This is a genomic window from Streptomyces sp. NBC_01669 (genome assembly GCF_026339735.1).
In the GTDB taxonomy this organism is placed as follows: Bacteria; Actinomycetota; Actinomycetes; order Streptomycetales; family Streptomycetaceae; genus Streptomyces; species Streptomyces yanii.
The window spans coordinates 1,090,427-1,111,969 of the sequence record NZ_JAPEQG010000002.1; the positions used below are offsets into that span (position 1 = coordinate 1,090,427).

At 67.7% G+C, this 21,543-nt stretch carries 17 protein-coding genes and 3 pseudogenes; 15 read left to right on the forward strand and 5 right to left on the reverse strand.

Translation table 11 applies throughout. The features are described from left to right. Positions 1–194 precede the first annotated feature (194 nt). Together OG972_RS46125 and OG972_RS46130 are read left to right on the forward strand one after the other, a co-directional pair. The gene (locus tag OG972_RS46125) at positions 195–1,178 is read left to right on the forward strand and encodes a ParA family protein (RefSeq protein ID WP_266992728.1); all 984 of its coding nucleotides are present in this window, start codon (positions 195–197) and stop codon (positions 1,176–1,178) included. After that, entirely contained in the window at positions 1,175–1,900 is a 726-nt protein-coding gene (locus OG972_RS46130) for a hypothetical protein (RefSeq protein ID WP_266992730.1), read from the forward strand. The genes OG972_RS46125 and OG972_RS46130 overlap by 4 nt, the downstream gene beginning before the upstream one ends. A 78-nt stretch (positions 1,901–1,978) precedes the next feature. On the opposite strand, the gene OG972_RS46135 is transcribed toward OG972_RS46130, so the two are convergent. Together OG972_RS46135 and OG972_RS46140 are read right to left on the reverse strand one after the other, a co-directional pair. Beyond that, positions 1,979–2,917: a hypothetical protein gene (locus tag OG972_RS46135; RefSeq protein ID WP_266992732.1), complete on the reverse strand. Its 939-nt coding sequence runs from the start codon at positions 2,915–2,917 to the stop codon at positions 1,979–1,981. Next, the gene (locus OG972_RS46140) at positions 2,917–3,849 is read right to left on the reverse strand and encodes a ParA family protein (protein WP_266992734.1); all 933 of its coding nucleotides are present in this window, start codon (positions 3,847–3,849) and stop codon (positions 2,917–2,919) included. The genes OG972_RS46135 and OG972_RS46140 overlap by 1 nt, the downstream gene beginning before the upstream one ends. Positions 3,850–4,506: 657 nt before the next feature. On the opposite strand from OG972_RS46140, the pseudogene OG972_RS46145 reads away from it, so the two are divergent. Then, positions 4,507–5,442 (forward strand): annotated as a pseudogene (locus OG972_RS46145) (zinc-binding dehydrogenase); the annotation flags it as partial. A gap of 797 nt (positions 5,443–6,239) precedes the next feature. On the opposite strand, the pseudogene OG972_RS46150 reads toward OG972_RS46145, so the two are convergent. Continuing rightward, positions 6,240–6,392: pseudogene (locus OG972_RS46150) on the reverse strand (DUF6104 family protein); the annotation flags it as partial. A 703-nt stretch (positions 6,393–7,095) separates the two neighbouring features. Between OG972_RS46150 and OG972_RS46155 the strand changes: the two are divergent. The 4 genes and pseudogenes from OG972_RS46155 to OG972_RS49470 all read left to right on the forward strand — a co-directional run. Next, complete coding sequence (locus OG972_RS46155) at positions 7,096–7,221, forward strand: hypothetical protein (RefSeq protein WP_266992736.1); 126 nt, start codon at positions 7,096–7,098, stop codon at positions 7,219–7,221. Positions 7,222–8,602: 1,381 nt separating this feature from the next. Then, positions 8,603–9,844 (forward strand): ParA family protein, encoded by a 1,242-nt coding sequence (locus tag OG972_RS46160; RefSeq protein ID WP_266992738.1) that lies wholly within the window; start codon positions 8,603–8,605, stop codon positions 9,842–9,844. Then, positions 9,841–10,899 (forward strand): ParB/RepB/Spo0J family partition protein, encoded by a 1,059-nt coding sequence (locus OG972_RS46165; protein ID WP_266992740.1) that lies wholly within the window; start codon positions 9,841–9,843, stop codon positions 10,897–10,899. The genes OG972_RS46160 and OG972_RS46165 overlap by 4 nt, the downstream gene beginning before the upstream one ends. Before the next feature lie 362 nt (positions 10,900–11,261). Beyond that, positions 11,262–12,410: pseudogene (locus tag OG972_RS49470) on the forward strand (DUF2637 domain-containing protein); the annotation flags it as partial. 984 nt (positions 12,411–13,394) lie between these two features. Here the strand turns inward: OG972_RS49470 and OG972_RS46175 are convergent. After that, complete coding sequence (locus OG972_RS46175) at positions 13,395–13,859, reverse strand: hypothetical protein (protein WP_266992744.1); 465 nt, start codon at positions 13,857–13,859, stop codon at positions 13,395–13,397. 18 nt (positions 13,860–13,877) lie between these two features. Further along, positions 13,878–14,057: a hypothetical protein gene (locus tag OG972_RS46180; RefSeq protein ID WP_266992746.1), complete on the reverse strand. Its 180-nt coding sequence runs from the start codon at positions 14,055–14,057 to the stop codon at positions 13,878–13,880. A gap of 308 nt (positions 14,058–14,365) precedes the next feature. Between OG972_RS46180 and OG972_RS46185 the strand changes: the two genes are divergently transcribed. The 8 genes from OG972_RS46185 (at position 14,366) to OG972_RS46220 (ending at position 21,515) form a co-directional block, all read left to right on the forward strand. After that, on the forward strand, positions 14,366–14,584 hold the full coding sequence (locus tag OG972_RS46185) for a hypothetical protein (protein WP_266992748.1): 219 nt from the start codon (positions 14,366–14,368) through the stop codon (positions 14,582–14,584). Positions 14,585–15,089: 505 nt separating this feature from the next. Further along, complete coding sequence (locus OG972_RS46190) at positions 15,090–16,130, forward strand: ATP-binding protein (RefSeq protein ID WP_266992750.1); 1,041 nt, start codon at positions 15,090–15,092, stop codon at positions 16,128–16,130. Between the two features lie 705 nt (positions 16,131–16,835). Beyond that, positions 16,836–17,072, forward strand: a complete 237-nt coding sequence (locus tag OG972_RS46195; protein ID WP_266993036.1) for an ATP-binding protein — start codon at positions 16,836–16,838, stop codon at positions 17,070–17,072. Between the two features lie 159 nt (positions 17,073–17,231). After that, entirely contained in the window at positions 17,232–17,366 is a 135-nt protein-coding gene (locus OG972_RS46200) for a hypothetical protein (RefSeq protein WP_266992752.1), read from the forward strand. Positions 17,367–17,393: 27 nt separating this feature from the next. Then, complete coding sequence (locus OG972_RS46205; protein ID WP_266992754.1) at positions 17,394–18,059, forward strand: hypothetical protein; 666 nt, start codon at positions 17,394–17,396, stop codon at positions 18,057–18,059. 494 nt (positions 18,060–18,553) lie between these two features. Continuing rightward, positions 18,554–19,594 carry a bifunctional DNA primase/polymerase gene (locus OG972_RS46210; RefSeq protein WP_266993038.1) on the forward strand — a complete coding sequence of 347 codons (1,041 nt, stop codon included), beginning with the start codon at positions 18,554–18,556 and terminating at the stop codon, positions 19,592–19,594. Beyond that, positions 19,591–21,117 carry a phage/plasmid primase, P4 family gene (locus OG972_RS46215; RefSeq protein WP_266992756.1) on the forward strand — a complete coding sequence of 509 codons (1,527 nt, stop codon included), beginning with the start codon at positions 19,591–19,593 and terminating at the stop codon, positions 21,115–21,117. The genes OG972_RS46210 and OG972_RS46215 overlap by 4 nt, the downstream gene beginning before the upstream one ends. Next, on the forward strand, positions 21,114–21,515 hold the full coding sequence (locus tag OG972_RS46220; protein ID WP_266992758.1) for a DUF6009 family protein: 402 nt from the start codon (positions 21,114–21,116) through the stop codon (positions 21,513–21,515). The genes OG972_RS46215 and OG972_RS46220 overlap by 4 nt, the downstream gene beginning before the upstream one ends. Positions 21,516–21,543 lie beyond the last annotated feature (28 nt).

Consider the following 21,543-nt stretch of genomic DNA (forward strand, 5'->3'; position numbering starts at 1 on the left):
TAAGGGTTGCACCATAAGTCGCGTTTGGTGTCGTTCGCATCATGTCGGCGGTTGCGATGTTGGACGGTGCGGCCAGCCGGGTGGATGGCCGCACCGCCGCGCTTCGCGACTCGCGTGTCCTATGCGCCGGACCTCGCACCCCCCATACCGTCGATGATCACATGATGTCCATTTTGTGACTGGAGGTGATCTCTGTGCCCACCGATGTCGTCTCGCTCCAGGCCATTGGTCTGACCGAGGTGAAACGCGCACTACGGCGCCGCCTTCAACTCGTGGCGGAAGGCGTGCATCAGACCAAGGTCTTCGTGGTTGTCAACGGCAAGGGCGGAGTCGGCAAAAGCTCCCTGTCCGCAGCCCTGGCCGCCGCCTGGGCTGCTATCGGGCTGCGAGTCCTGCTCATCGAAATGGACGAGCAGGGAAACAACGGCGAGGACCTCGGAACCACCGGAACCGTACTCGCAGATGACGGCGAAGCTCAGGCCGCCGCCATCCTCGATGGCAAACCGCTCACCCCGACCGGCGAGGCACGCCCGGGGCTGTTTGTCGTCCCCGGCGGAGCTGTCCTCGAGGACGTCATCGAAGAGTTGTACTGCCAGCGGCGTCTCGCCTCACGTTGCGAGAGCCCTGAGGACCAGTCCGCATGGATGGGTATGTACGCCGCGGCGATCGATGCTGTCCGCGACCTCTACGACGTGATCGTCCTCGATGTGGCACCCGGCTCGGAACCCCTGCAGCTCCAGGCCCTCGCCGCAGGGGACTTCGTGCTGGTCCCCTCCAAGTCCGACCCGTCCTCACGCAAGGGACTGCGTACCGTGGCCCGACGCTTCGGCCAAGCCCGCGCTCTCAACCCCATGCTCCGCTTGCTCGGTGTCGTCATCTTCGGCACCAATGCCAGCGCGACGAACATCCAGACCAAGATCAAGGGGCAGCTGGAGGAAGACCTCAATGGCGCGGCCCCTGTCTTTGACCAGACAATCCGCCACGTCGAGGCAGCGGCCGTCGCCTGCCGGCTGGCCGGACGGGTTGCCCACGAGATGCGGAGCAGTACCGCGATCGAACCCAGTGTCCGGCGGTCCATGAAGGCGCTGGCAGGGGACTACCAGTCCCTGGCCATCGAGATCATGCAGGCGAAGACCGCGCTTGACCGCGGCACCAGAACGGAGAGCGAAGCGGCATGAGCGATGTGACCAGCACGCCCACGAAACGGGGCGGCCTTCCCGATGATGACGGCTTGGAGGCCTTCGCCGCAGCGGCCGGCACCGCCTTCAGCCCGCAGCCCATCCGCCGGCGGGCCCCCGTCCCGGATCCGCCCGCCACCGAGGCCGCTCCCGCACCGTTGGCACCCACCCAAGCAGATCCCGAGCCCACTCTGCCCCCACGTGCCGAACCGGACAACGCGCGGCGCACGGAATCGGCGGTCGTCGTCGAAGTCAGGATGCCAACGGGGGAGAGGGGGCAGGAGGCAGGCCAGTGCACGATCATGGTCAGCTCCGACGTACGTAAGCGGTTCGCGCACTACCAGCTCACGCAGAAGCTGAAGACCGGCCACGAGCCCACGAACGCTGTGGTGGTGCGTCGCGCTGTTCTCCACGCCAAGAACCAGGACCTTTTTGCGGCCCTGCGCGAGGAACTGCGCCACCGTCGCCAGCCCGTCCAGGAGGAAGATCTCGACCCGGACGGGCTGTTCGGTGATGTGCCTGCCCGGCGCACGGCACGAGGGTCGGTCAAGGACAGCCGTCAGCAGAGCTTCCGACCATCCACCCGCGAACTCGCGGTCATCGACGCTCTCGCTGCGGCGTACGCGTTCCCGAACCGGTCTGACTTTCTCAACAGTGTTCTGGGCGCATTCTTGCCGGACCTGCCCGACGGTCCCCGCAAGCGAGGGCACAACCAGGCGTGAAGAAGCTATCGGCGCGCGGCCACAACGAAGGGGGGCGACCCCGCAAGCAGGCCGCCCCCCTTCTTCTGCTGCGTGCTGTCAGGGAGTTGTCTTCCGCACGGCGATCGCCCGCTCGATCTTGCCGAGCGCGGCCGCGATCTCCGTCACCATCAGCACTGCGGCCTCTGGGTGCTCGTCGATCGCGCGCCGCACCACCGGGCGGCTGATACCCCTCGCAGCGTCTTTGAGATGGGCGAGTGTCTGCATGAGCCGGCGAACGTCCTCCGACTCGGTCGGGTCGGGCTTCCTGTCGGCCTGCCCCTCGGTCGCGTCTGCCGGCTCGGCGGACCGGCCCGGCTCTCCGCTCGGGTCCACCGCTCCATTGCTGGACTCGGTCGCCCGGGCCAAGGGCGCGGGCTCAAGGATGTTACGGACCACGCGGGCAACGTCTGCGGGAGATTGACCTGAAGAACTGGCGGGCAGCTGGCTCACCACGTCCTTCAGGGCGCTGCTCGTTACGCGTGCTCCCGCTCGTGCCACGGTGTCGTAGACCGCTACTGCGGCAGCCTCACCGTGGCTCTTGGCCACGGGAGTCAGTTCCCGGACCTGGGATTCCCGCGGACGCCAGCCCAGGCCTGCGAGAGTTTCTCCTATCCGCCACTCGGACATCAGCCGCTGAGCGTGGGACTCGGAGATCTCCCAGTTGATCCAGACGTATTCGGCGAAGTTCGGGACCCCGGAGTTGCGGTGAAGGTTGCCGGTCTTCATCGTTTCCAGGGACTTACCGGCAATCCAGAAGGCCTTGTGGAGGTTGTCGACGCCTGCTTTGCATGCCTCGAAGGTCTGCTGCTCCTGGGGCGTGAGTTCGCCGTCGCCGGCGGGCGGGCGGGGGAGTGGGATCGACTCCAGGGTGGTGCCGACGGGCGCCTTGATGACGACACTGGCGTCCCGCACTACGGCGGGATAGCCACCTCCCATGAGTCCGGTGCCTACGGTCTGCGTCGTTCCCGGCTCGTCGTCGCTGAACAGGTCGCCCATCAGGCCGTTGCCTTCCTGCAGTGCTCATAGATTTCGGTGGTCAAGGCCCGCATGTCATCCGCCAGGCCGACGATGGCCTCCGGTACGACGTCCGCGACCTTCGCGCGGCCGGCAGCTACGTCGTAGCCGCGGGCGCTCATGGGGAGGAGTTCGGCGTACTCCGAGAACAGCAGACCTTTCTTGCGTGCGTTCCGGGCGGGCTTTTCCCGATAGCCGACCACGGTGGAGAGGATGGGAGTCGAGCTGCCGAGGACTCCCCGGATGTCTTCCTTCACCTCGGCGTGCATTGACGTGGCAGTCGGGTTCGAGGCGTAGAGGAAGGCGCCTCCTACCCGCAGGTCCGGGTTGATCTGACGGCGCACCATCTTGAAGTTCCGGCTGATGCGCTCCATGCCCAGGATGGAGGAATCATCCGAACGGGTGGGCACCACCAGGACGCGGGCCGCGGCGATGGCGAGCTGTTCCAGGGAGTCGTTCTCCGGGGCGCTGTCGATGACGATCTGGTCGTACCAGCCGGCGATCGGCGCCAGTGAGCGGGCCAGGGCGAGCGCGACGCCGGCGCCTTCGGTCATCATCCGGTGCATCAGCAGCTGGATCAGCTCGCCGACTGCTTCACCGCCTGGCACCACGTCAAGGTTGGGGCGCACTTCACGTACAGGCAGCAGCGGGATCCGCTCATAGACGGAGCGATACAGGCCTTGGCCGTTTATGACTGACGGGCCATCCGGGTGTATGCCCTTGCCGAACCTCTTGATGCCGAGATCGTCATCGTCTTGGCTCGTCACGCAGATCAGCAGGGTGCGCTGACCCTCTGCTGCCGAGGCTGCCGCCAAGTGTGCGGCGATGGTGCTCTTGCCGACACCACCTTTGCCAGTGCCGACGATGACGCTGTTCGTTGGCGGGTCGATCAGTTCCACGGGATCGTTGAGCACCGGAACCGGCCTCCTTGCGTACCCCTCTTGCCGCGTCCGGAGTGGCGCGGCAACCGGCATCCTGGCACACCGCCCTCGGTCCATGGACCGATACCGGAGGAACTCCCCAATTGGGGAGCTTGAGGCGCGGCCCATTTCTCCCCAGGGCATCGCCAGCCGAGCATGTCCGCAAGGTTGGGCGAGGGCCGTCCTGACACCGAGAGGCGCTGCCGTTCAGGGCCGCTGCTGCGATCAGCCGGGATGACGGAGAGATAGCCATGCCGGCGATTGTCGCCATCACCGGCGTGGAGTCGAGAGGTACCCCCGTGCTCGGGACACCGGGGGTCGGCCTTCAGCGAGACGAGCAACCAGGTCGTCACGTTTCATCGAGACCGGTGGACCGGTGATGAGAGGGAACGATGCATTGGGCTAAATCGGTAGTTGCGTGCGAAGCCACTGAAAAGCGACCCGCAGAATGGCACCTTACGCGCCCGATCTCGAAGTAGTCGGTATGACGCAGTGTCGGGGCTCCTGGTGGGCCGCCAGGGAGCCGTACAGCCGTTTTCCCTGCCACCAAAACGGCGCCGAAGACTCCAAACGGTCGATGTATCGGTGTCTGAGGGCGACGAGCAGTTCGGCGACCCGGCGGCGGTAGGCGCGCAGTGACTGACATGCCTAGTTCCCGCGCCGGTGGCCGCGACCTCCTGCGCCGTGGACTCCTCGATTCTCGCCGGGCACGGCTTCATAGAGCCGCCGTTCGCGCTCGGCCACGAGTGCGTGGCCGACGTCGGTGACGCGGTGACCGGCGTCGCTCCCGGCGACCTGGTCGTGGTGCCGTGGGCGATCAACTGCGGCACCTGCGCCAACTGCTGCGGCGGGCTCACCGCCCACTGCTCGTCGGTGCCGCACATGGCCATGTACGGGGCGCCGATCGGCGGCGACTGGGGCGGGCTCTTCTCCGACCTCGTCCGCGTACCGTACGCGGACGCCATGCTGGTCCCGCTGCCGCCCGGCCTCGACCCGGTCACCATGGCCTCGGCCAGCGACAACTGGTCCCTGTCCTGGCGCCTGGTCGCACCCCACCCGAAGGCCCGGCCGGGTGCGCGCGTCCTGGTCGTCGCCCGGGGCAGCATCGGCCTGTACGTGTGTGACATAGCCCGCGCCCTCGGTGCCTCCGACGTCCTGTACGTCGACCCCGACCCTGAACACCGCTCCCTCGCCGAGAGCTACGGCGCGCGCACCGCCGAGGCGATCGACCCGGTCGCGCACGGCTTCGACCTCGCCGTCGACGCCACCGGCCGCGTCGACCAGCTCGCCCTCGCCGTCAGGTCCCTCGCTCCCGAGGGCGTCTGCGAGTCTGCCGGCAACCACTTCCGGCCCGGCGAACTTCCGCTCCTCGACATGTACCTCACCGGCGTCACCCTGCGCATCGCCCGCAACAACGTACGCGCCCACATCTCCGACGCCCTCGACCTCGCCCTCTCGGGCACGGTCGCACCCGAACGCGTCGTCTCCCACGTCCTCGACCGGGAACAACTCCCCGACGCACTGCCCGAGAGGCACCTCAAGCCCGTCTTCGTCCTCGAAAACACCCCGCCCCAGGCAGCACGCTGACGACCGCACCGCGGCCCGCGACCACACACACCCGTCGTCGGTGGGGCTCGGACCAGCAGGGTGGACACCTCTGCAGTAACACTTGATACCGAGGTCGTCATCCTGCCTGGTGAGGCAGATCAGCAGCGTGCGCCGGTCCTCTGCTGCCAAAGCGCCGGCCAGATGTGCGGCGATCTCGCTCTTGCCGACGTCGCCCTTGCCCATGCCGATAGCGACGCTGTTCAATCCGCCGCCCATAAGGCGGCATCGAGGTCGGGCTCCCCAATTGGGGAGTTCACGGCACAGCCCAGTTTCCCCAAGGGGTTCTATCAACCCGTCGTCGGCGCAGGACGAGTGACGTACCGCCACTCAGCCATACACCGGCAGAGCCCAGTCCACTCGGCTGAGGGGCTCATACGGGTACGTACCGCCCTGTGACATCAGCTTGTCGTTCCCCCCGTGCATCTCACTACGCGGCCGGGCAGGCTCACGGAGCAGGGTGATATTACGGCGTAATACTTGGCGTCCTGTTCCGGATCAGTGTGGGCAAGCCTCTGGCCTGCGGTCCCTGGAGACTTCTGGGACATGGTTTCCAGAGTCCCTCCCCGGTAAGCCCGGGCATCTGCGCTGGGAGGACATACGCCGGTCAGCCTCCGCGGAGACGTGGCCGTGGCTCGTTCATCAGATCTCGGAACTGTCGCAGGAGAAGATGGTGTTCTGGAGCAGTTCGGGAGTTCTTCGATGCCGCGCTCGGTGAAGTACACGCACAGGAAACGCTCCTCCAGGAGGCGGATCGCCTCATAGTCAAGGCCTGGCGCCTCATCCAGGAGCGCCAGCCCGGTCGCCTCGATCTCGAACCCTGGGTTCAGCTCGCCGAACACCGGCAGGCGATGGGTGGAGAGCCACTCGAAGGTGACCTCTTCCTCGCCGCACCGGTGCTCCGGCTCCTCGATGCCGCGCTCGGTGAGCAAGGGGAACTCCGGAACACAATCAGAGGAGCAGTAGCCCTTTGCCGGACGCGCGTTGGAGAGGCGCTGAGCAGGGAAGCCACCGCTTCGCCTCGGCACGCCGAGGCGAAGTGCAGGGACACCCGGCCGGCCCGGGTGCGGATCTGCGACTCGGGGCGCTGTGCGGGTACGCCCTGGATGGGGCCGCTGCGGAGATGGGCGATGCCGTGCCGCCCCTGGGGAGCGGGTTCTTCGTCGCTCCGAACTGGGCCCTGACTTGAGAGCATCTGGCACTGCACTGCGTCGCCCCTCACCGCCGGGGACGCACCACCGACTCCTGCTCCCCACATGCCTGACGGGATGGCCTCGGTCTCCTGCACGACCTGTGCGAAGGGGCGAGCAAGTTGACCGATGTACTCGTTACGCCGGGCATGCGGCCACCGCCGACGAGCCGCCTCCCTCTCCCTGGTCGCCGTCATGGACTGCGACAACGGCCGCGCCCGGCCACCCGCCAGCCTCGACGCCCTGTGCGTCCTCCGTGCCCGTGCTGTGCCGTTCCGCCGAAATCCTGCCCGCCCTGCGGCAGAACATCGTGGCCGCCGGAGACGGCATCGCTCTTTGGCGCCGCTAACCGGCCCGGACCCGACGCGGTCTGCGCGGATCTCCACCGCGGTCTGCGCTGGGCCATGGAAGCGGCCGGCAGCGCCGACCGGCTGCCCGACGCCGCATGGCGGCTGCGTGCGGAACCGTCTGGGACGTCCTCGAGGCCTACTGGTCCAAGGGCATCGCCTTGCTCTGCGACGCCCCCACCCGACCGCTGCCCGCCGCCGACGAACTGCTGGAGGCGCCGTGAAGTAGCCGTCCCTTACAGCCTGCCGCCCGACGTTCTACGGTCGGGGGCCAGCCGACTCACCTGCCGCCGCCGCGGAACACCGAGGAGCCTGATGTGCCAGAAGTGATCCCAGGACCGACGACGCCCCCGGCGCAGATGCCGTCGGCGCATGGGTCGTCCGCCAGGGAACCGGTGAATCCCACGACCGCATCGGCGCACTGCCGAACACGCCGCCCTGGCGGGATTTCGACGACTGACCACTGGTCGAGCCCGGCCCGACGGCGCCCCCCGCCGAGCAGCTGGGGGTCGCGCCGGCACATGGTCGAGCCGCACCGGCCTGTGCCACCGAGGGGCTGGAGATCGTCCACATCGCCCTTTACCTGCGCTGCTCGCTGCTGGTCACCGGGAAATCAAGGCTCCGGAAAGAGCACTCCCGCAGGCCGTCGCCCACGAGCCGGGCCGGGTTCTGCGCCAACCGGCCGCGAGGGGACGGTGGTGACCCACGCGAGCCTGCGGTGGTGCCATGCGAACGCTCCCTGGTGTGGGACGGTCGCCCGCCGAGCGCCTCCGAACCTCCCGCACTCCACCATGAACGACCTGCCGCTCCGCCGGTTCCCAGGCCGCACGGGGAGCGGCAGGCTCACCAGGAAGTCCGCCCTGCCAGGAGAGTTCCCGATGCCTTACCAGGATCCCACCCCAGCCACCCACACGCCCAGCACCGCCGGTGACACCGACAGCAGGGTCGTGTCCTTTCGATGGCCTGGTAAGCCGGCCCTCTCGACGGGGGCCTGCTTCGCTTACGCCTTCTCCCTTGGCGGCGTCCTCGTCACCGGCCGAATCAGCGACCCGACCCGGGCCTGGCAACTCGTCGTCCTCGCCGTCACATCCATGGCATGCGGCGCGATCCTCACCATCACACAACGCACCCGCCGCCGCTCAGTTGGCAGCTGATACCTCGGTCGTCGACGGCCTGGCGGCCGCGAGGCCGCCGCCGTCCGGCCAGATCGCAAGCCTGCGCGCAGACCCTTCCGCCCGGCCTCCTATCCCGTTGTCGGGTAGGTGCTGGCCGCGCCAGAGGCGATGGCCGACAGCACGGCATCGTCCTCGGAGCACATCGAAGACCAACAGATGAACGTGGTCCTCCGTGTCGGATGGGGTGGAACAGCGCACGTTCCCCGCACCCATCCGGCGCCGGAACTGCGCGAAATCCGGCCGCCCTGCCGAGGCCAGGGCCCGTCAGGGCCCAGAGGAGACTGGGGCTGCCCAGACTTCGCCGGGGACAGGGCACACGTCATTACGCGGCGGTCACGCTCACGGAGCGGGTGGGTATTACGGCGTAATACTTGGCGAAGCTACCGTGTTGATGCCACGTCTGATCGTGAACGTTAGTAAGGTATCTAGCATGAGTTTGTCATCCCCAGGCAGCGACCGCGAGAAGGTCGTCTCCAAGATCCCTGTCGCACTGCAGCTGGACCTGAAGATCAGGGCCGCCCAGCACGGCATCGACATTCAGCACGCCGTCGAAGCCGGCATCGAGGCCTGGCTTGGGCTCGGGTCCAACCTCGCCCCCATCGACACGTCAGGCGCCAAGTCCTTCTCCACCTTCCTCCCTTCAGGCCAGTGGGACAGGTTCCGTGGCGACTGTGCCTCCCGCGGAGTCTCCATCATCCAAGGCCTCGCGCAGTCGGTGCAGATGTGGCTCGAGACCAATCCGGCTCCCACCGTGGTCCGCCCCGAGCACCCCAAGCGGGTCGTCGTCTGCAACCAGAAAGGCGGCGTCGGCAAGACTGCCATCACCGCGGGCACAGGTGAGGCCCTGGCTGAAGACTCCAACCAGCTCCACCCCGTGCGGATCTCCAAGCACTTCGCGGCCGCCCTGTCCGAGGACGACATTGACTCTCCCCTCGACTACGAGGACCTGCCGGGCCTCGGCCTGAGGGTGCTCCTGGTCGACTTCGACCCCCAGTGCCACCTCACCAAGCAGCTTGGCCAGGAGCCTCTGCCGCTCGAGGGCGACAGCCTCACCAAGCACATGGCAGGCGAGTCCAAGGGGCAACTGCGTGACCTCATCGTGCCGATAGAGGACTCCCGGTTCGGTGACCGCCTGCACCTCCTGCCCGCGTGCACCGACGCGTTCCTCCTGGACGTCAAGCTCTCCGGTGTCCGCGCCCGAGAGGCCGCTCTGGAAAGGGCACTGTCCGCTGTCGAGGACGAGTACGACGCGATCCTCATCGACTGCCCGCCCAGCCTCGGCCTGAGCATGGACGCCGCCGCGTACTACGGGCGCCGCCGCCCCGGAGAGGCACCTGGCAACTCCGGTGTACTGGTCGTGGTCCAGGCCGAGGACAGTTCCGCCGACGCATACGGGCTCCTCACCTCGCAGATCGAGGACCTGCGCAACGACATGCACCTCGAACTCGACTACCTCGGCATCGTCGTGAACCACTACGACGCCCGACGCGGATACATCGCCACCTCCTCCCTCGAGTCGTGGATGGACATAAAGGATCCCCGAGTAGTCGGAGTCATCGGAGACCTGAAGGAGCAGAAGGAGGCCGTGCGCGTGAAGCAGCCCTTGCTCGCGTACTCGCCCCGCTGTGACCAGTCCGTCGGAATGCGGGCCCTGGCCCGGGAGATCTCATGAGCAAGGCAGACAGGCTCGGCGCTGGTGCATCGTTCGGACAGACGCAGACCATCAGCGCACGCCGCGCCGCGATCAACGCCAACACCAGCGCCCCGACGGAAGGAGCACCGCCCCCCGTCAAACTGCCCGTTGACGTGATCAGCCTGAACCCGGACAACCCGCGGTCCGAGCTCGGTGACCTGACGGACCTCAGCGCCAGTCTTCGCGACCACGGCCAGAAGACCGCGATCAGCATCATGGGCCGGTTCGCCTACCTCGAAGGCAACCCCGGGCGCGAAGGCGACCTCGAGCAGGACACCAAGTATGTCGTTATCGACGGCAACTCCCGCCTCGCCGCATCACGGGAGGCCGGCCTCACCGAGATCAAGGTGATGCTCGACGACGACCTCGGCAGCAACCCCGACGAAATACTGGAATCGGCCCTCGTCGCCAACATCCACCGCCAGGATCTCGATCACCTCGACGAAGCCAAAGCCCTCGAACAGCTGCTGAAGGTCCACGGCACACAAGAGGCGCTCGCGGCCCGACTCCACCGCTCACAGGGATGGGTGTCCCAGAGGCTCGCGCTACTCACCCTGACACCGCAGCTGAAGCAGAGGCTCCAGTCCGGCGAGGAATCAGCAGCCCTGCTGCGACGAGTCGGGAAGAAGAGGGCCGAGGAGCAGGAGGAACACCTGCGGCTGCTCAAAGAGAAGGAAGCGCAGGAAGCTGCCGACAAGAAGACTCGGGCAGAGCAGCGTGCCGCAAGCAGTCGCAAGCAGCAGACCCAGACTCCGCCCGCTGAGATCCCCCCGACCGAGAAGCCGTCCGGGCCGACGGCGAACCCCGCGCCTTCCCCCGATCATTACGCCGTAATAAATGGGTCCGCGTCCGGCGAGACAGCCGGAAGGGATCTGCCGAAGCCGCGAGATGAAGCCGGCGCTGCGGGACGGCTGCCATCCCGTGATCCTGAGGCTCTGTCGGAGCTGATCATTGCTGAACTCGATGTACCGACGAGGCGGAAGCTCACCGAGCTGCTGGTGGACTACAACCTCGAAGAGACAAAGAGGATGTGAGCTGAGCAGGCCTCAGCAGCCGGGGCGAAGTAGGAATCTGCGTTGCGGCCCCGCAACCCAGCCTATTGGCAGGGGAGCGGGGCCGTGACCTTGTGCGATCGCGTGCATGGCATCTCGCCCAGCTTTCCCGGTGGGCTCTCGGGGAGTGCGCCAGGTCCGCCTGTCGGCCGCTGCCCAGTTCCGCTCACACCCCCTTGTCAGCGCACGCTGCGCGGTCCCTCTTGGTTGACGGTCTGCGCTCGCTACGGCCTGAACAGACCCAGCACGCTTGCCCATCGTGAAATTGTGAACCCGTACGGGACTTTGGAGTACTGATGCAAGAGGGGCGCCAGCACGTGACCGCGGGGACAAACACGACGCCAGTGAAGCTCACCCGGGCTCACCGCATCTTGATCTCGGTCGTGGTCGCGGGCGCGGTCATCATCGCAGCCATCGGCTTTGCCGGTTCGTACGCGGCTGTTCGCGAACTCGCCGTCGCCAAGGGCTTCGGCGACTTCGCCTACGTCTTCCCGATCGGCATCGACGCGGGCATCTGTGTGCTGCTGGCGCTGGACCTGCTGCTGACCTGGATGCGGATCCCGTTCCCGCTGCTGCGCCAGACGGCCTGGCTGCTGACCGCCGCGACGATCGCCTTCAACGGCGCCGCGGCCTGGCCGGATCCGCTGGGCGTCGGCATGCACGCGGTGATCCCGGTGCTGTTCGTGGTCGCCGTCGAGGCCGCCCGGCACGCGGTCGGCCGGATCGCCGACCTCACGGCCGACAAGCACATGGAGGGTGTCCGTCTCACCCGCTGGCTGCTCTCCCCGGTCCCGACCTTCAAGCTGTGGCGCCGGATGAAGCTGTGGGAGCTGCGTTCGTACGAGCAGGTCATCAAGCTCGAACAGGACCGGCTGATCTACCAGGCGCGGCTCCAGGCCCGCTTCGGCCGCAACTGGCGCCGCAAGGCGCCGGTCGAGTCCCTGATGCCGCTGCGGCTGGCGAAGTTCGGCGTCCCGCTGGCCGACACCGGCCCGGCCGGGCTCGCGGCCGCTGGAATCCGGCTCCCGTCCGAACTGGAGCGCGTGGACGTGCGGCCTGAACTGCCCGCCGTACCGCAGCAGGCGGTGCAGGAGACGGTCGTCGACGTGGCGGAGCATCACGAGTTGTACGAGCCTGCGGCTGCGGAAGCGACGGCGGGGCACCCCGAGGTGGAGTCGACTCCGGAGCTGCTGCCACAGTTCGAGGGGGCATACGACCCGCACCACGACCCGTTCCCCGGCCCGGAGCAGATGGTCGTAGCCGGCAGTCCGGCAACTGGGCCCGATGGTGCTCAGTCGCTCATACCGGATGAGCCTGTTCTGCCGGACGTGGCGTACGGCGAGGCTGTCCAGGGATATCTCGCACAGCACGGCGGAGTGTTCCCCAACGCCCGCCAGTTCGGACTCTTCCTCGCCCAGTACGGCGTCGTCGATCCCGTCACCGGTGGGGTACTGACGGAGGCGCAGCTCCGTCCGGTACTGCAGGACTTCAAGACCCACACTCCGCACCAGTCCGAACCGGCGGGGGAGCAGCCGGAAGACGAGGGCATTGGGCAGACGGTGGTTGCACACACGACTGGTGCCCGGAGCGACCTGGCCGATGTCTCGGCAGGTATGGGCTCGTTCCCCGGATCTGCCACACCTGAGCCAACCACCACCCCGCAGCCGCAGTCGTACGGGGCGGAGCCAGTACTGGCGTCAACCGCTTCGGCGGCCGGCGACGGCACCGTCGGTGGGGGAGTGCCGCGGCAGACCGCTCCCGGTGCCGGGGCAGCAGGCGCGGCCGTGGAGACGGAGCCGGGAGCATGGGAGGCATCCGTCACCGAGACGGGCGCAGCCACGGCACGGCTGCCCAAGCAGCAAACCCAGGAGCCCGACCTGGACCCCGTGCAGCAGCAGATCATCCTCGTTGCCGAGTGGCTGGCCGAGGCCGAGGAGGCCGGCAAGAAGCTTTCCGGCGCGGAGGTGGCCCGCCGCCTGGAGCTCTCTCCCAAGACCGGCCAGCGCCGTGTCAACGCGGCCGCCGAGTACCTGGCGGAGCAGCGCCGGCACCAGGGACGTCCGCATCTCCGGTCGGTCAGCCGCTGACCGAACCGCCCAGCGAGTGGCCGATGACCGAGGCCGGTCATCGGCCATCGTCATGTCCGTCCCCCGTCGGTCATGACCGATCCCCGACGGCGTGACCGGTGACCGATGGCTCTGTGACCGATCCCCGAGTCCGTGACCGGTGGCCGATCCGGGCCGCATCGGCCACCGGTCATGGCCGATCCAGCGCTCACCGGCCACCCCTGCGCCGTGACCGATCGACCGCCGGCCAGGCCGTTCCGCACCCGCTCACACCCAGGCTTACTCACCCACTCGCAGGCTTGCCCGGGGTTGCATCGACCGGTCACCGGGGCTTGCCCAGCCCACGACAGGCTTGCCCAATCGGTCACAGACGGCTTGCCCGGTACATGGGCAAGCCTGTCACCTGCTCTTTCAGGGAGTCGGGCAAGCCCTGATGAGGAGAGTGCACGGCACGAGATCCGAAAGGAGATGTGCCGTGCTCACCCTGTCGCACACCGCCCGTACCGTCGGCGGAATCTTTGACCGCCTGGACACCGAGTGGGCAGCCTGCGCGCAGACACCTTCGTCCAGGCCTCTGTGACCGATTGGCTGATGTCCGACCACCTGGCCGACGACGTCGCGGCCGTGACCGATTCCTGGGTGCGCAATCTCGACCCCGCACAGCTGCTCGCCGGCCGTCGGCCGGCCGACGGCGTCGTGACCGATGCGCTGACCGATGCCGTACCGCGCGCCCTTCTGCACCGCGCCGCCGGCCGTGACCGATCGGCCACGCTGACCGCCCGCATCATCGTCCAGGCGATGATCCCGGCCGCGGTCCGCATGACCCGCGGCCAGGTCCGCCCCTTCGGTGGCCGCATCTTCGACGACATCGGCCACATGACCGTCGCCGCCCCCCTACGTCGTCACCCGCTCCGGGCGCATCCACACCCAGCCCGGCCGGCCGCCAACCTCGCCCTGGACGCCCTGCGACGGGTGTGCCGCGAACTCGCCGCCAACCGTGAGGAGCTCCGCGAAGACCTGGCTCTTGCCGGCGGCCTGGCCGACACCGAGCCGGGCCCGGCCGAGACCGCCCACGCATCCACGATGCGCTCCGCCGCGACCGCCGCCGGCCTCACCCCCGCCGGGCTCGCCAATGAAGCGGAGGCGAGCCGCGTACGCCTCGATCTGCTCGAGCTGGTCCTGGACGCGATGGAGGCCGGCACCCCTCGCCTGCCGACGGCCGAGCCATCGCCTGGCACTACACCACCGCCCCCGTCCCGGACACCGAGGCCGCCTCCCACTGCGGCACGCTGCCCGACGCCCAGCGCCTGGCAGCGCCGGCGCTCGCGCGCCGTGAACCGCCTGAAAGGCTTGCCCTTTAGGCCGGCCCGCCCGCGGCGCACATGTTCCTCGTCACCGTCACCGTCACCGTCGCCGACGACGCGCTGGCCGGCAATGACGCCGCCCCGTCCGCGGTGTCGACTGCCCCGGCCCCCACCACCTTGGCCCGAGGCGCGCGCCGGCCCCGCACCCGCACAGCCGCCAACGCCCCCGTGGCGTCCGGTCTGCAGGCCCTGCTCGCCCGCCGCGCTGCATCGGCCCGAACCGACCGGGAGGAATGATGCCTCTGCCGATCCGGCACGTCGTCAACAACCTCGTCTCCACCACCCACGGCGCCACCTGGGCCGTCTGGCACGTGGCGGCCGCCAACTACTCCCACACGCCGGCCACCGCGAAGAAGCGCCGGCTCAAGTCGCTTGAGTCGCTGTTCAGGTCGCTCACCGGCGAGCCGATGCTCCTGTTCCTGCGCCCGCAGGGCGACCCGATCGCCGTCGTCCGCGCCATGGTCGCCGACGTCGACCTGGCGAAGTCGCCGCGCTACGAGCGCCTCGGCCACGCGGTCCTGGACCAGCTCGAGGAGATGGAGCTGACCGGCCGCACTGACTGGCTCGCGATCCCGCTGCCGGCCCTGTCCCGCAAGGACGCCACACTGTCCGCCCTCGGTGCCGCGAAGGCAGAAGTCGAGCTGCAGCTGGGACTGATGCCTGCCCCCATCACAGCCGTCGAGATCGAGCGGCGCACCGAGCACGCAACCGGATCCACGCGCAGTGGCTGTCCGGGGTCACCATGCGGCAGGCCATCGAGGCCGAGATTCTGTGGATCTACGGGCACAGTGCCCGCCGGGGGCTCGCCGAGCCATTCCTGCCCGACGGCACCGAGCAGGCCGTGCGCGGCCGCGGTCGCACGGTCGCGGCCCTGGGGAAGCTGCTGCTCGCCGAGGGCGGCGACGGCTTCAGCGAGCCCCGGACCGCACCGGGCAACCCCTTCGAGCGGCGCTGTCCGCAGGTGTCCAGCGAGTGGGGCAATTCCTACCAGGCGCTGCTCGCCCTCTCCGAGATGCCACAGGTCTTTGCCCTGCCGGGCGCGGCCTCCCTGCAACAGCTCGACGATCTGGCCTACCTGGTCGGCTGGACCGCCCGCCTGGTCATCACCCCCGGCGCCAAGGCCGAAGCGAAGACCCGCAAGCGGGCCCGCCACCTGAAGGCTCAGGCCGCCGAGTATGTGGGCGCCCCGGCCGGCCCTCCTGCCTCAGCCCTCTCCTCGGATTTCGGGTCGACGGACTACACCTTCTCCCGGCCGGTGGGGGAGCAGACCAACCTGTGGCACGCCATGCTGCCCGGCTGCCGTACCCCGCGGGTGATGACCGGGTACGCCCAGTACCTGCTCGCCCGCGATTTCGCGATGACCATGCCCTGGTGCGGTTCCCAGCTCCGCGACGAAAGAGGCGGTCTGTTCGGCCTGCAGCTGGCCTCCGGCGGCGCCCGCTCCGTCATGGCCGACCCCTCCCGAGACCCGAGGGAGAACGCGAGCGCGACCCTGGCGTTCATCGGTGAACTCGGGGCTGGCACATCCGTCGGTCTGAAGTCGGCCGTCTACCACGTCTCGCCCGCGGCCACCGGCAAGCCCAACTCACGCGGCCGGGCTGTCATCGTCAACCGCATCAAGGAGGAGGAATGGGCACGGTTCGCCAAGGCCTGTCCAGGCACCACCCAGGTCATCTGCATCGACCAGAGCTCCGTGCTCGCCCGCCGCGAGCGCGCAGTCGCCGAGGGCTGGCGGGACGAGATCGACGGACTCGACCTCACCCTCATCTTCGTGCGCAGCTAACGCGAGCAGGGCCGACGGTTCCAGCGGACTGGTCCCGTCTCCCTGGGACTTCCTGCCGTTCCCTATCAGGAGCCCCAGCGAACAAATGGGCCAGCACAAGAGCGGCCTGCGCTGCAATAGTCAATGCATGGATCGAGCACAGGAACCGGCCGACAGGATGTTCCTGACAGTAGAAGAGCAAGAGGCTGTACACGCCGCTGTGGTCTCTGCTGGTGTTGACCGCTGGGCCGGCGGACAGCCATGCACGTTCTACGCACTGCTCGCGCGTTGGGGCGCCGAAGTGGCGGGGGTGGAAGAGGGCTATTCATGGTGCGCGCCAGAGTTCGACAACGACATCTGGTGTCGGAGCGCGCTGGCGCGTGTCTGGCCCCTGTTGCCCCCACGCATCCAATCCATTTGGGAGCCCAGGCTCCATGAGCTCGATGATCGGTTCCGCGCCGCAACGATCCAGTGGCCCGGCCGAGGCGATGACGAGGGACATTGGTGGAAGTGGCGCATCCCTCGACTGCTTGAGGCTGAAGCCGGAGACCCCTGTGAGCGAGGCTGGCCCTCAGGCTGGGACATGATGCCTTTCCCCAAGCCAGCCTCCGTTCAAGTGATCGTCTGAAGAGCGAGTCGGGCGCATCGGCTCTCACTCATCGATTTGGTGCAGAGAAGGTCGATGAACTCAACGCCCGCGGCGGCGAGGACACATCCGCCCGCAGCCTGCCCGCAAGCTCAAGGCCGTCGCCCGCAAGGACCTCGCTCGAGTTCGAGAAGGTACTCGGCCGCCCCCTGATGTACCTGATCGCCGCGGTGGCGCGCGAGACGGTCATGAAGGAGAAGTCCGAGTTCGGTGTCGCGGTCTTCGACGAGTGTTGGTGGCTCACCTCCAGCGACGAGGGCCTGGAGCTGTTCCTCGAGCTCATGCGTGACGGCCGTAAGCACTACGCGGCCGCGTAGGCCGGCAGCCACGACCCGCACGACATCGGGCCGGCCGACAGCGAGAAGGGCGCCATCATCCGCGGCCTCATCCCGCACCAGCTCCTCCCGCGAGGCTGCTGCAGTACGGGCGCGTCATCGAAGGGGACTGCGCAGAGAAGTACGCCGATACCCGGCTCGATGACCTTCGACCGGCAGGTCTCCTCCCGTACCAGCAAACTCAAGAAGATCACCGGCCTGGCCGACTGCATCGACCCGCCCGGCGACGGCATCTCCGACTGGTACAACACTCAGATCAACATCTCCACGCGCTGAGCCGTCGACCACGTCGGTGACCCGCCCATGGAGCGCTTCGAAGCCACGTGCGTACCCGGCGACGCCTACGCGGCCAGGAAAGCCTCCCTCGACAAGCTCGGTGGCGCCATCTTCCTCCTCGTCGCCGCCATCGTCTCCGTCCTGATCTCCGCTCTCACCGGCAGCTTCCTGGTCGCCCAGTGCCGCATCGCCTGGGACGCCATCCGCGGCAAGCCCGCCCTCATCGCCAGCGCCGGCCGAGCCTTCCCTGTGGGACTGGGCCGCATCCGTCCTTCGCTCGCTGGGGCAGATACTTACCTTCGTCATCGCGCTGGCGGTCTTCATTATCATCGTTCAGGCCGTCCTCGACCCCGCGCAGGCGGACTGGGCAGAGAACTGACCTTGCGGTTCCTGATCGGGGACATCGTGGGCATCGGCACGGTCAAGAAGCGCAAGGAGCTGGCCGCCCGCTCCAAGCAGGGCGCGTCCAACTTCCGCGCGAAAATGTCCGCCGCCCGCGTCGGCGGCACGCACGGCTCCGTCTTCACCCAGCCCGCCGCCTCAGCAGTCCCCAAGAACCGCCACATTGCCAGCAAGACCGCCCGCGGCCTCATCCGCGGTGCGGTGGTCCGAGAAGAAGCGACCCAAGCGACTGGGGGCCGGAGATGTCCGGTGCCGAGGGCAGGCGCCCTGGGCGCTTCAGTCGCTGGCTGACTGGCTGGAATCTGGGCAGCGACTGAAGCCAGGCAGCTGTGCGCGGCTTCGGTAGCTGCTTCGGTAGCTGACATAACAGCAGCTCAGGCGGCATGTGTAACGGAATTAGCGACCGAAGCGACCCACCGGTCGGGTATATGAGCCCGATCCTGTGTGCGCGTGTGCGTCATATATAGAAGGCTTCAGTCGCTTCAGTCGCTGTTTGTTACTCTGAATGCCTCTGACCTGCGGTAATGACATGACGGGACGGCAGCGACTGAACCTCTCTGGGTCGCTGGTCCCGCTGGTCGGTCGCTGATGTACAGGCCACCGACCCGACACGAAAGCGTCTGGATTCCGGGGGGTGTATGCCTCCCGCCAGGCACTTCGCTAGTGTGTGTTCATTGTTGAGTCGCTTCGGTCGCTGATAGGGGAACCACATGCCTGTTGAGCTGCGATTTTCTCGCAGCGACTCACGGCAGTCAGTCCCTGAACGCTCAGTCGCTGACTCCTTGATGTTGGCGACAGCCCGGTGGTGTGCCAGTCAGGGGTGGCCGGTTCACCCGCTGGCACCCGGACGCAAGACTCCCGCGGCGAACTGCTCCTCCTGCCGACAGCCCGGCCACTCCCGCGGAGGCTGTGACTGTCGAGCAGCTGGTCGCTGGTGCCACGGATTTCACGCGGCCACCCTCGATGCGGCCAGGATCGACCAGTGGTGGAGCCACAACCCCGCCTTCGGTGTTGGTATCGCCTGTGGTCCCGCAGGACTGGTTGTGATCGATGTCGACGCTCACCAGCAGCCGCTCCCGGCTCGCGACCAGATCTTGCCCGGCTTCGAGATCCCGGACCACACCGATCTCCGCGGGCTGACCAACGGCTACCACACCCTGGCCGTCCTGGCCGCCCTGCGTGGCGTTGCCAGCCCCGTCGACGACGAGACCACGCTGCGCGTGCGGACACCGTCGGGAGGGCTCCACATCTGGTACCGCGCCACCGACGGGCGCCGGTGGCAGTGCTCAACCGGATCGGGCGGCGGCAGGGCACTGGCCTGGCAGGTAGACGTCCGAGCCCACGGCGGCTACATCATCGCGCCGGGAACTACCACCAACGCCGGCACTTACACAGCTCTTGGAACAACCCGCCAGCCCTCACCGCTGCCCACGTGGCTCGCCCAAGAGCTTGACCGCACAGGCCACCTGCCGGCACCCAGCGTCCCCGCGCCGAGACCGGTTCCGCCGCGCGCCCGTCAGGCCGTCATCGCGGCTGGCGGAGGCCGCGACCGCGCCAGCCGCACTCTCGCCACTGTCCTGGCCGAGGTAGCCGCCTGTTCCGCCGTAGCCGAAGGCGCAGGTTTCTCTGACAAGCTCAACCGGGCCGCATTCACCACGGGCGGGCTTGTGGCAGCAGGCCACCTGACCGAGCATGCCGCTGCACAAGTACTGCAGGAGGTTGCCGATTCGACCCGCCCTGGCCAGAGGCGCCGAACCGAGCAGATCATCCGCAGCGGCATGCATGCTGGTATGCAGCACCCCTTGAACCCGGGGAGCCGCTCGTGACGCGCTCCGCCGACAACCACGACTTCCTTTTCAACTTTGATGCACAGGCCGTCGCCGCCCAAATTCTGGCCCAGGCCGCAACACCGCTCCCCGCCCAGGCAGGAGAGGCCCGTTTCTCCAACCTGCAGACCAGTGCGGCGACAGCCGCTGGTCTGCTACCAGACACCCTGTCGGACCGTGGCAACGCCAAACTCTTCGTCAAGCTGTACGCCAACGACTACCGCCATGTCCCCGGCCTGGGCTGGTTCCGGTGGGATGCGACCCGCTGGCTGATGGACGAGGACGACGCCGTCGTCTGGGCTGCCGGTGATCTCGCAGAGAATCTGGCCACCACCGACCCGCGCGGCGTCTTCACTCCAGCCTCACTGCAGCAGCACCGACGCCGAGCACTGAGCACGTCGGGAATGAACGCGATGCTGACACAGGCCAAGTCCGCACCGGGCATGGTCCTCAACGCGTCGCTCCTGGACGCCGACCCATACGTCCTATGCACGCCCGCAGGTGTGGTCGACCTGCGCACCGGCCTGCTCAGAACGCCTGATCCCAACAAGGACTTCCACTCCCGCTCCACCTCGACCGGACCGACACAGAGCCCCACGCCGCGATGGGACCGCTTTCTTGCCGACACGTTCGGCAACGATGCGGAAGGCGCGGAAATGGTCGGCTTCCTGCACCTGCTCCTCGGCTACTCGATCACCGGCGACGTCGGCGGACAGGTCATGCCGTTCCTGTTCGGCTCCGGCAAGAACGGGAAGTCCGTCCTCCTCGATGTGCTGATGAAATTGCTCGGCGACTACGCCGACGCTGCGCCGCCAGGCTTCCTCATGGCCCGCCCATACGAGGGCCATCCCACCGACCTGGCAGAACTGCACGGGCGCCGTGTCATCGTGTGCTCCGAAGTCAAGCCCGGAGACAAGTTCGACGAGGCGCGCGTCAAGCTTCTGACCGGCGGAGACAGGATCAAAGCCCGGCGGATGCGGCAAGACTTCTTCTCCTTCGCCCCCACCCACAAGCTCTGGCTGCTGGGTAACCACCGCCCGGAAGTCGGTACCGGGGGCTTCGCATTCTGGCGCCGCATGAGGATGATCCCCTTCGAACGCGTCGTCTCCGACGACCGCAAAATCGACAACCTCGCCGACATCCTGGTCGCCGAGGAAGGACCCGGCATCCTCAACTGGCTCATCGACGGCGCCCGCCGCTACCTCGCCGGCGACAAAGACCTCACCGGCCCGCAACGCGTACGGATCGCCACCACCGCCTACGCGGAGACCGAGGATCACACCGGCCGGTTCTTCGAAGAATGTTGTGCCCTCAACCCCGAGCACCGGGCCGAACAGGCACGGCTCTACGCCGTCTACAAGGACTGGTGTCAAAATGAAGGGGCACCTGCCATATCGTCCCGGGCCTTCGCGACCCGAGCACGTGAACTGGTCGGACTCGCTTCGCCGAAGGAAATGAAAGTGTCCAACCAGCGCAAGTACTACCCGGGCATCGGGCTGCTCGCCGACGAGGAGACGACGTGAGTTCTCTCATCACAGAAGACGAGATCTGCCACGAGACCGATTTGGTCTGGCTGGAAGACACTGCCGATCTCGACTACGTACGCCAGAGCCTGGACAGGCTGCCCACCCGCAGAGCCAAGCCTGCATACCACCGCGACGGGCGCATGGTCGGCTACGCACTCCTCGGCCCCAAGGCAAAGGCGTCCCGCTCCTCGGGTACCTTCCGCCGACGGGTCTTCTGGCTCCTCCCGCATGACCGAGACAGCGACGCTGAGGGCGTCTACGCCACCGGCGCGCCAGCAGAGGCCATCGACCCCCGCACGCTGGCCCCGACAAGCAAGGGCCGCAAAACCGAACGCTCCGAAGGCGGTCCTCCTTCCTCCGCCATGCGTGAGCTCGGTATAACGCTGCCTCTGTGACGCAGAACGTCTGCGAGCGGATACGTCT

What these genes read in the sequence shown, in the direction of transcription:
- OG972_RS46135 (WP_266992732.1), bottom strand. Translation starts at nt 2,917, where the DNA reads ATGGGCGACCTGTTCAGCGACGACGAGCCGGGAACGACGCAGACCGTA.
- OG972_RS46155 (WP_266992736.1), top strand. Translation starts at nt 7,096, where the DNA reads ATGGCGGCTGCGTGCGGAACCGTCTGGGACGTCCTCGAGGCCTACTGG.
- OG972_RS46130 (WP_266992730.1), top strand. Translation starts at nt 1,175, where the DNA reads ATGAGCGATGTGACCAGCACGCCCACGAAACGGGGCGGCCTTCCCGAT.
- OG972_RS46210 (WP_266993038.1), top strand. Translation starts at nt 18,554, where the DNA reads ATGTTGGCGACAGCCCGGTGGTGTGCCAGTCAGGGGTGGCCGGTTCAC.
- OG972_RS46165 (WP_266992740.1), top strand. Translation starts at nt 9,841, where the DNA reads ATGAGCAAGGCAGACAGGCTCGGCGCTGGTGCATCGTTCGGACAGACG.
- OG972_RS46205 (WP_266992754.1), top strand. Translation starts at nt 17,394, where the DNA reads ATGGAGCGCTTCGAAGCCACGTGCGTACCCGGCGACGCCTACGCGGCC.
- OG972_RS46160 (WP_266992738.1), top strand. Translation starts at nt 8,603, where the DNA reads ATGAGTTTGTCATCCCCAGGCAGCGACCGCGAGAAGGTCGTCTCCAAG.
- OG972_RS46200 (WP_266992752.1), top strand. Translation starts at nt 17,232, where the DNA reads ATGACCTTCGACCGGCAGGTCTCCTCCCGTACCAGCAAACTCAAGAAG.
- OG972_RS46185 (WP_266992748.1), top strand. Translation starts at nt 14,366, where the DNA reads ATGTTCCTCGTCACCGTCACCGTCACCGTCGCCGACGACGCGCTGGCC.
- OG972_RS46190 (WP_266992750.1), top strand. Translation starts at nt 15,090, where the DNA reads ATGCGGCAGGCCATCGAGGCCGAGATTCTGTGGATCTACGGGCACAGT.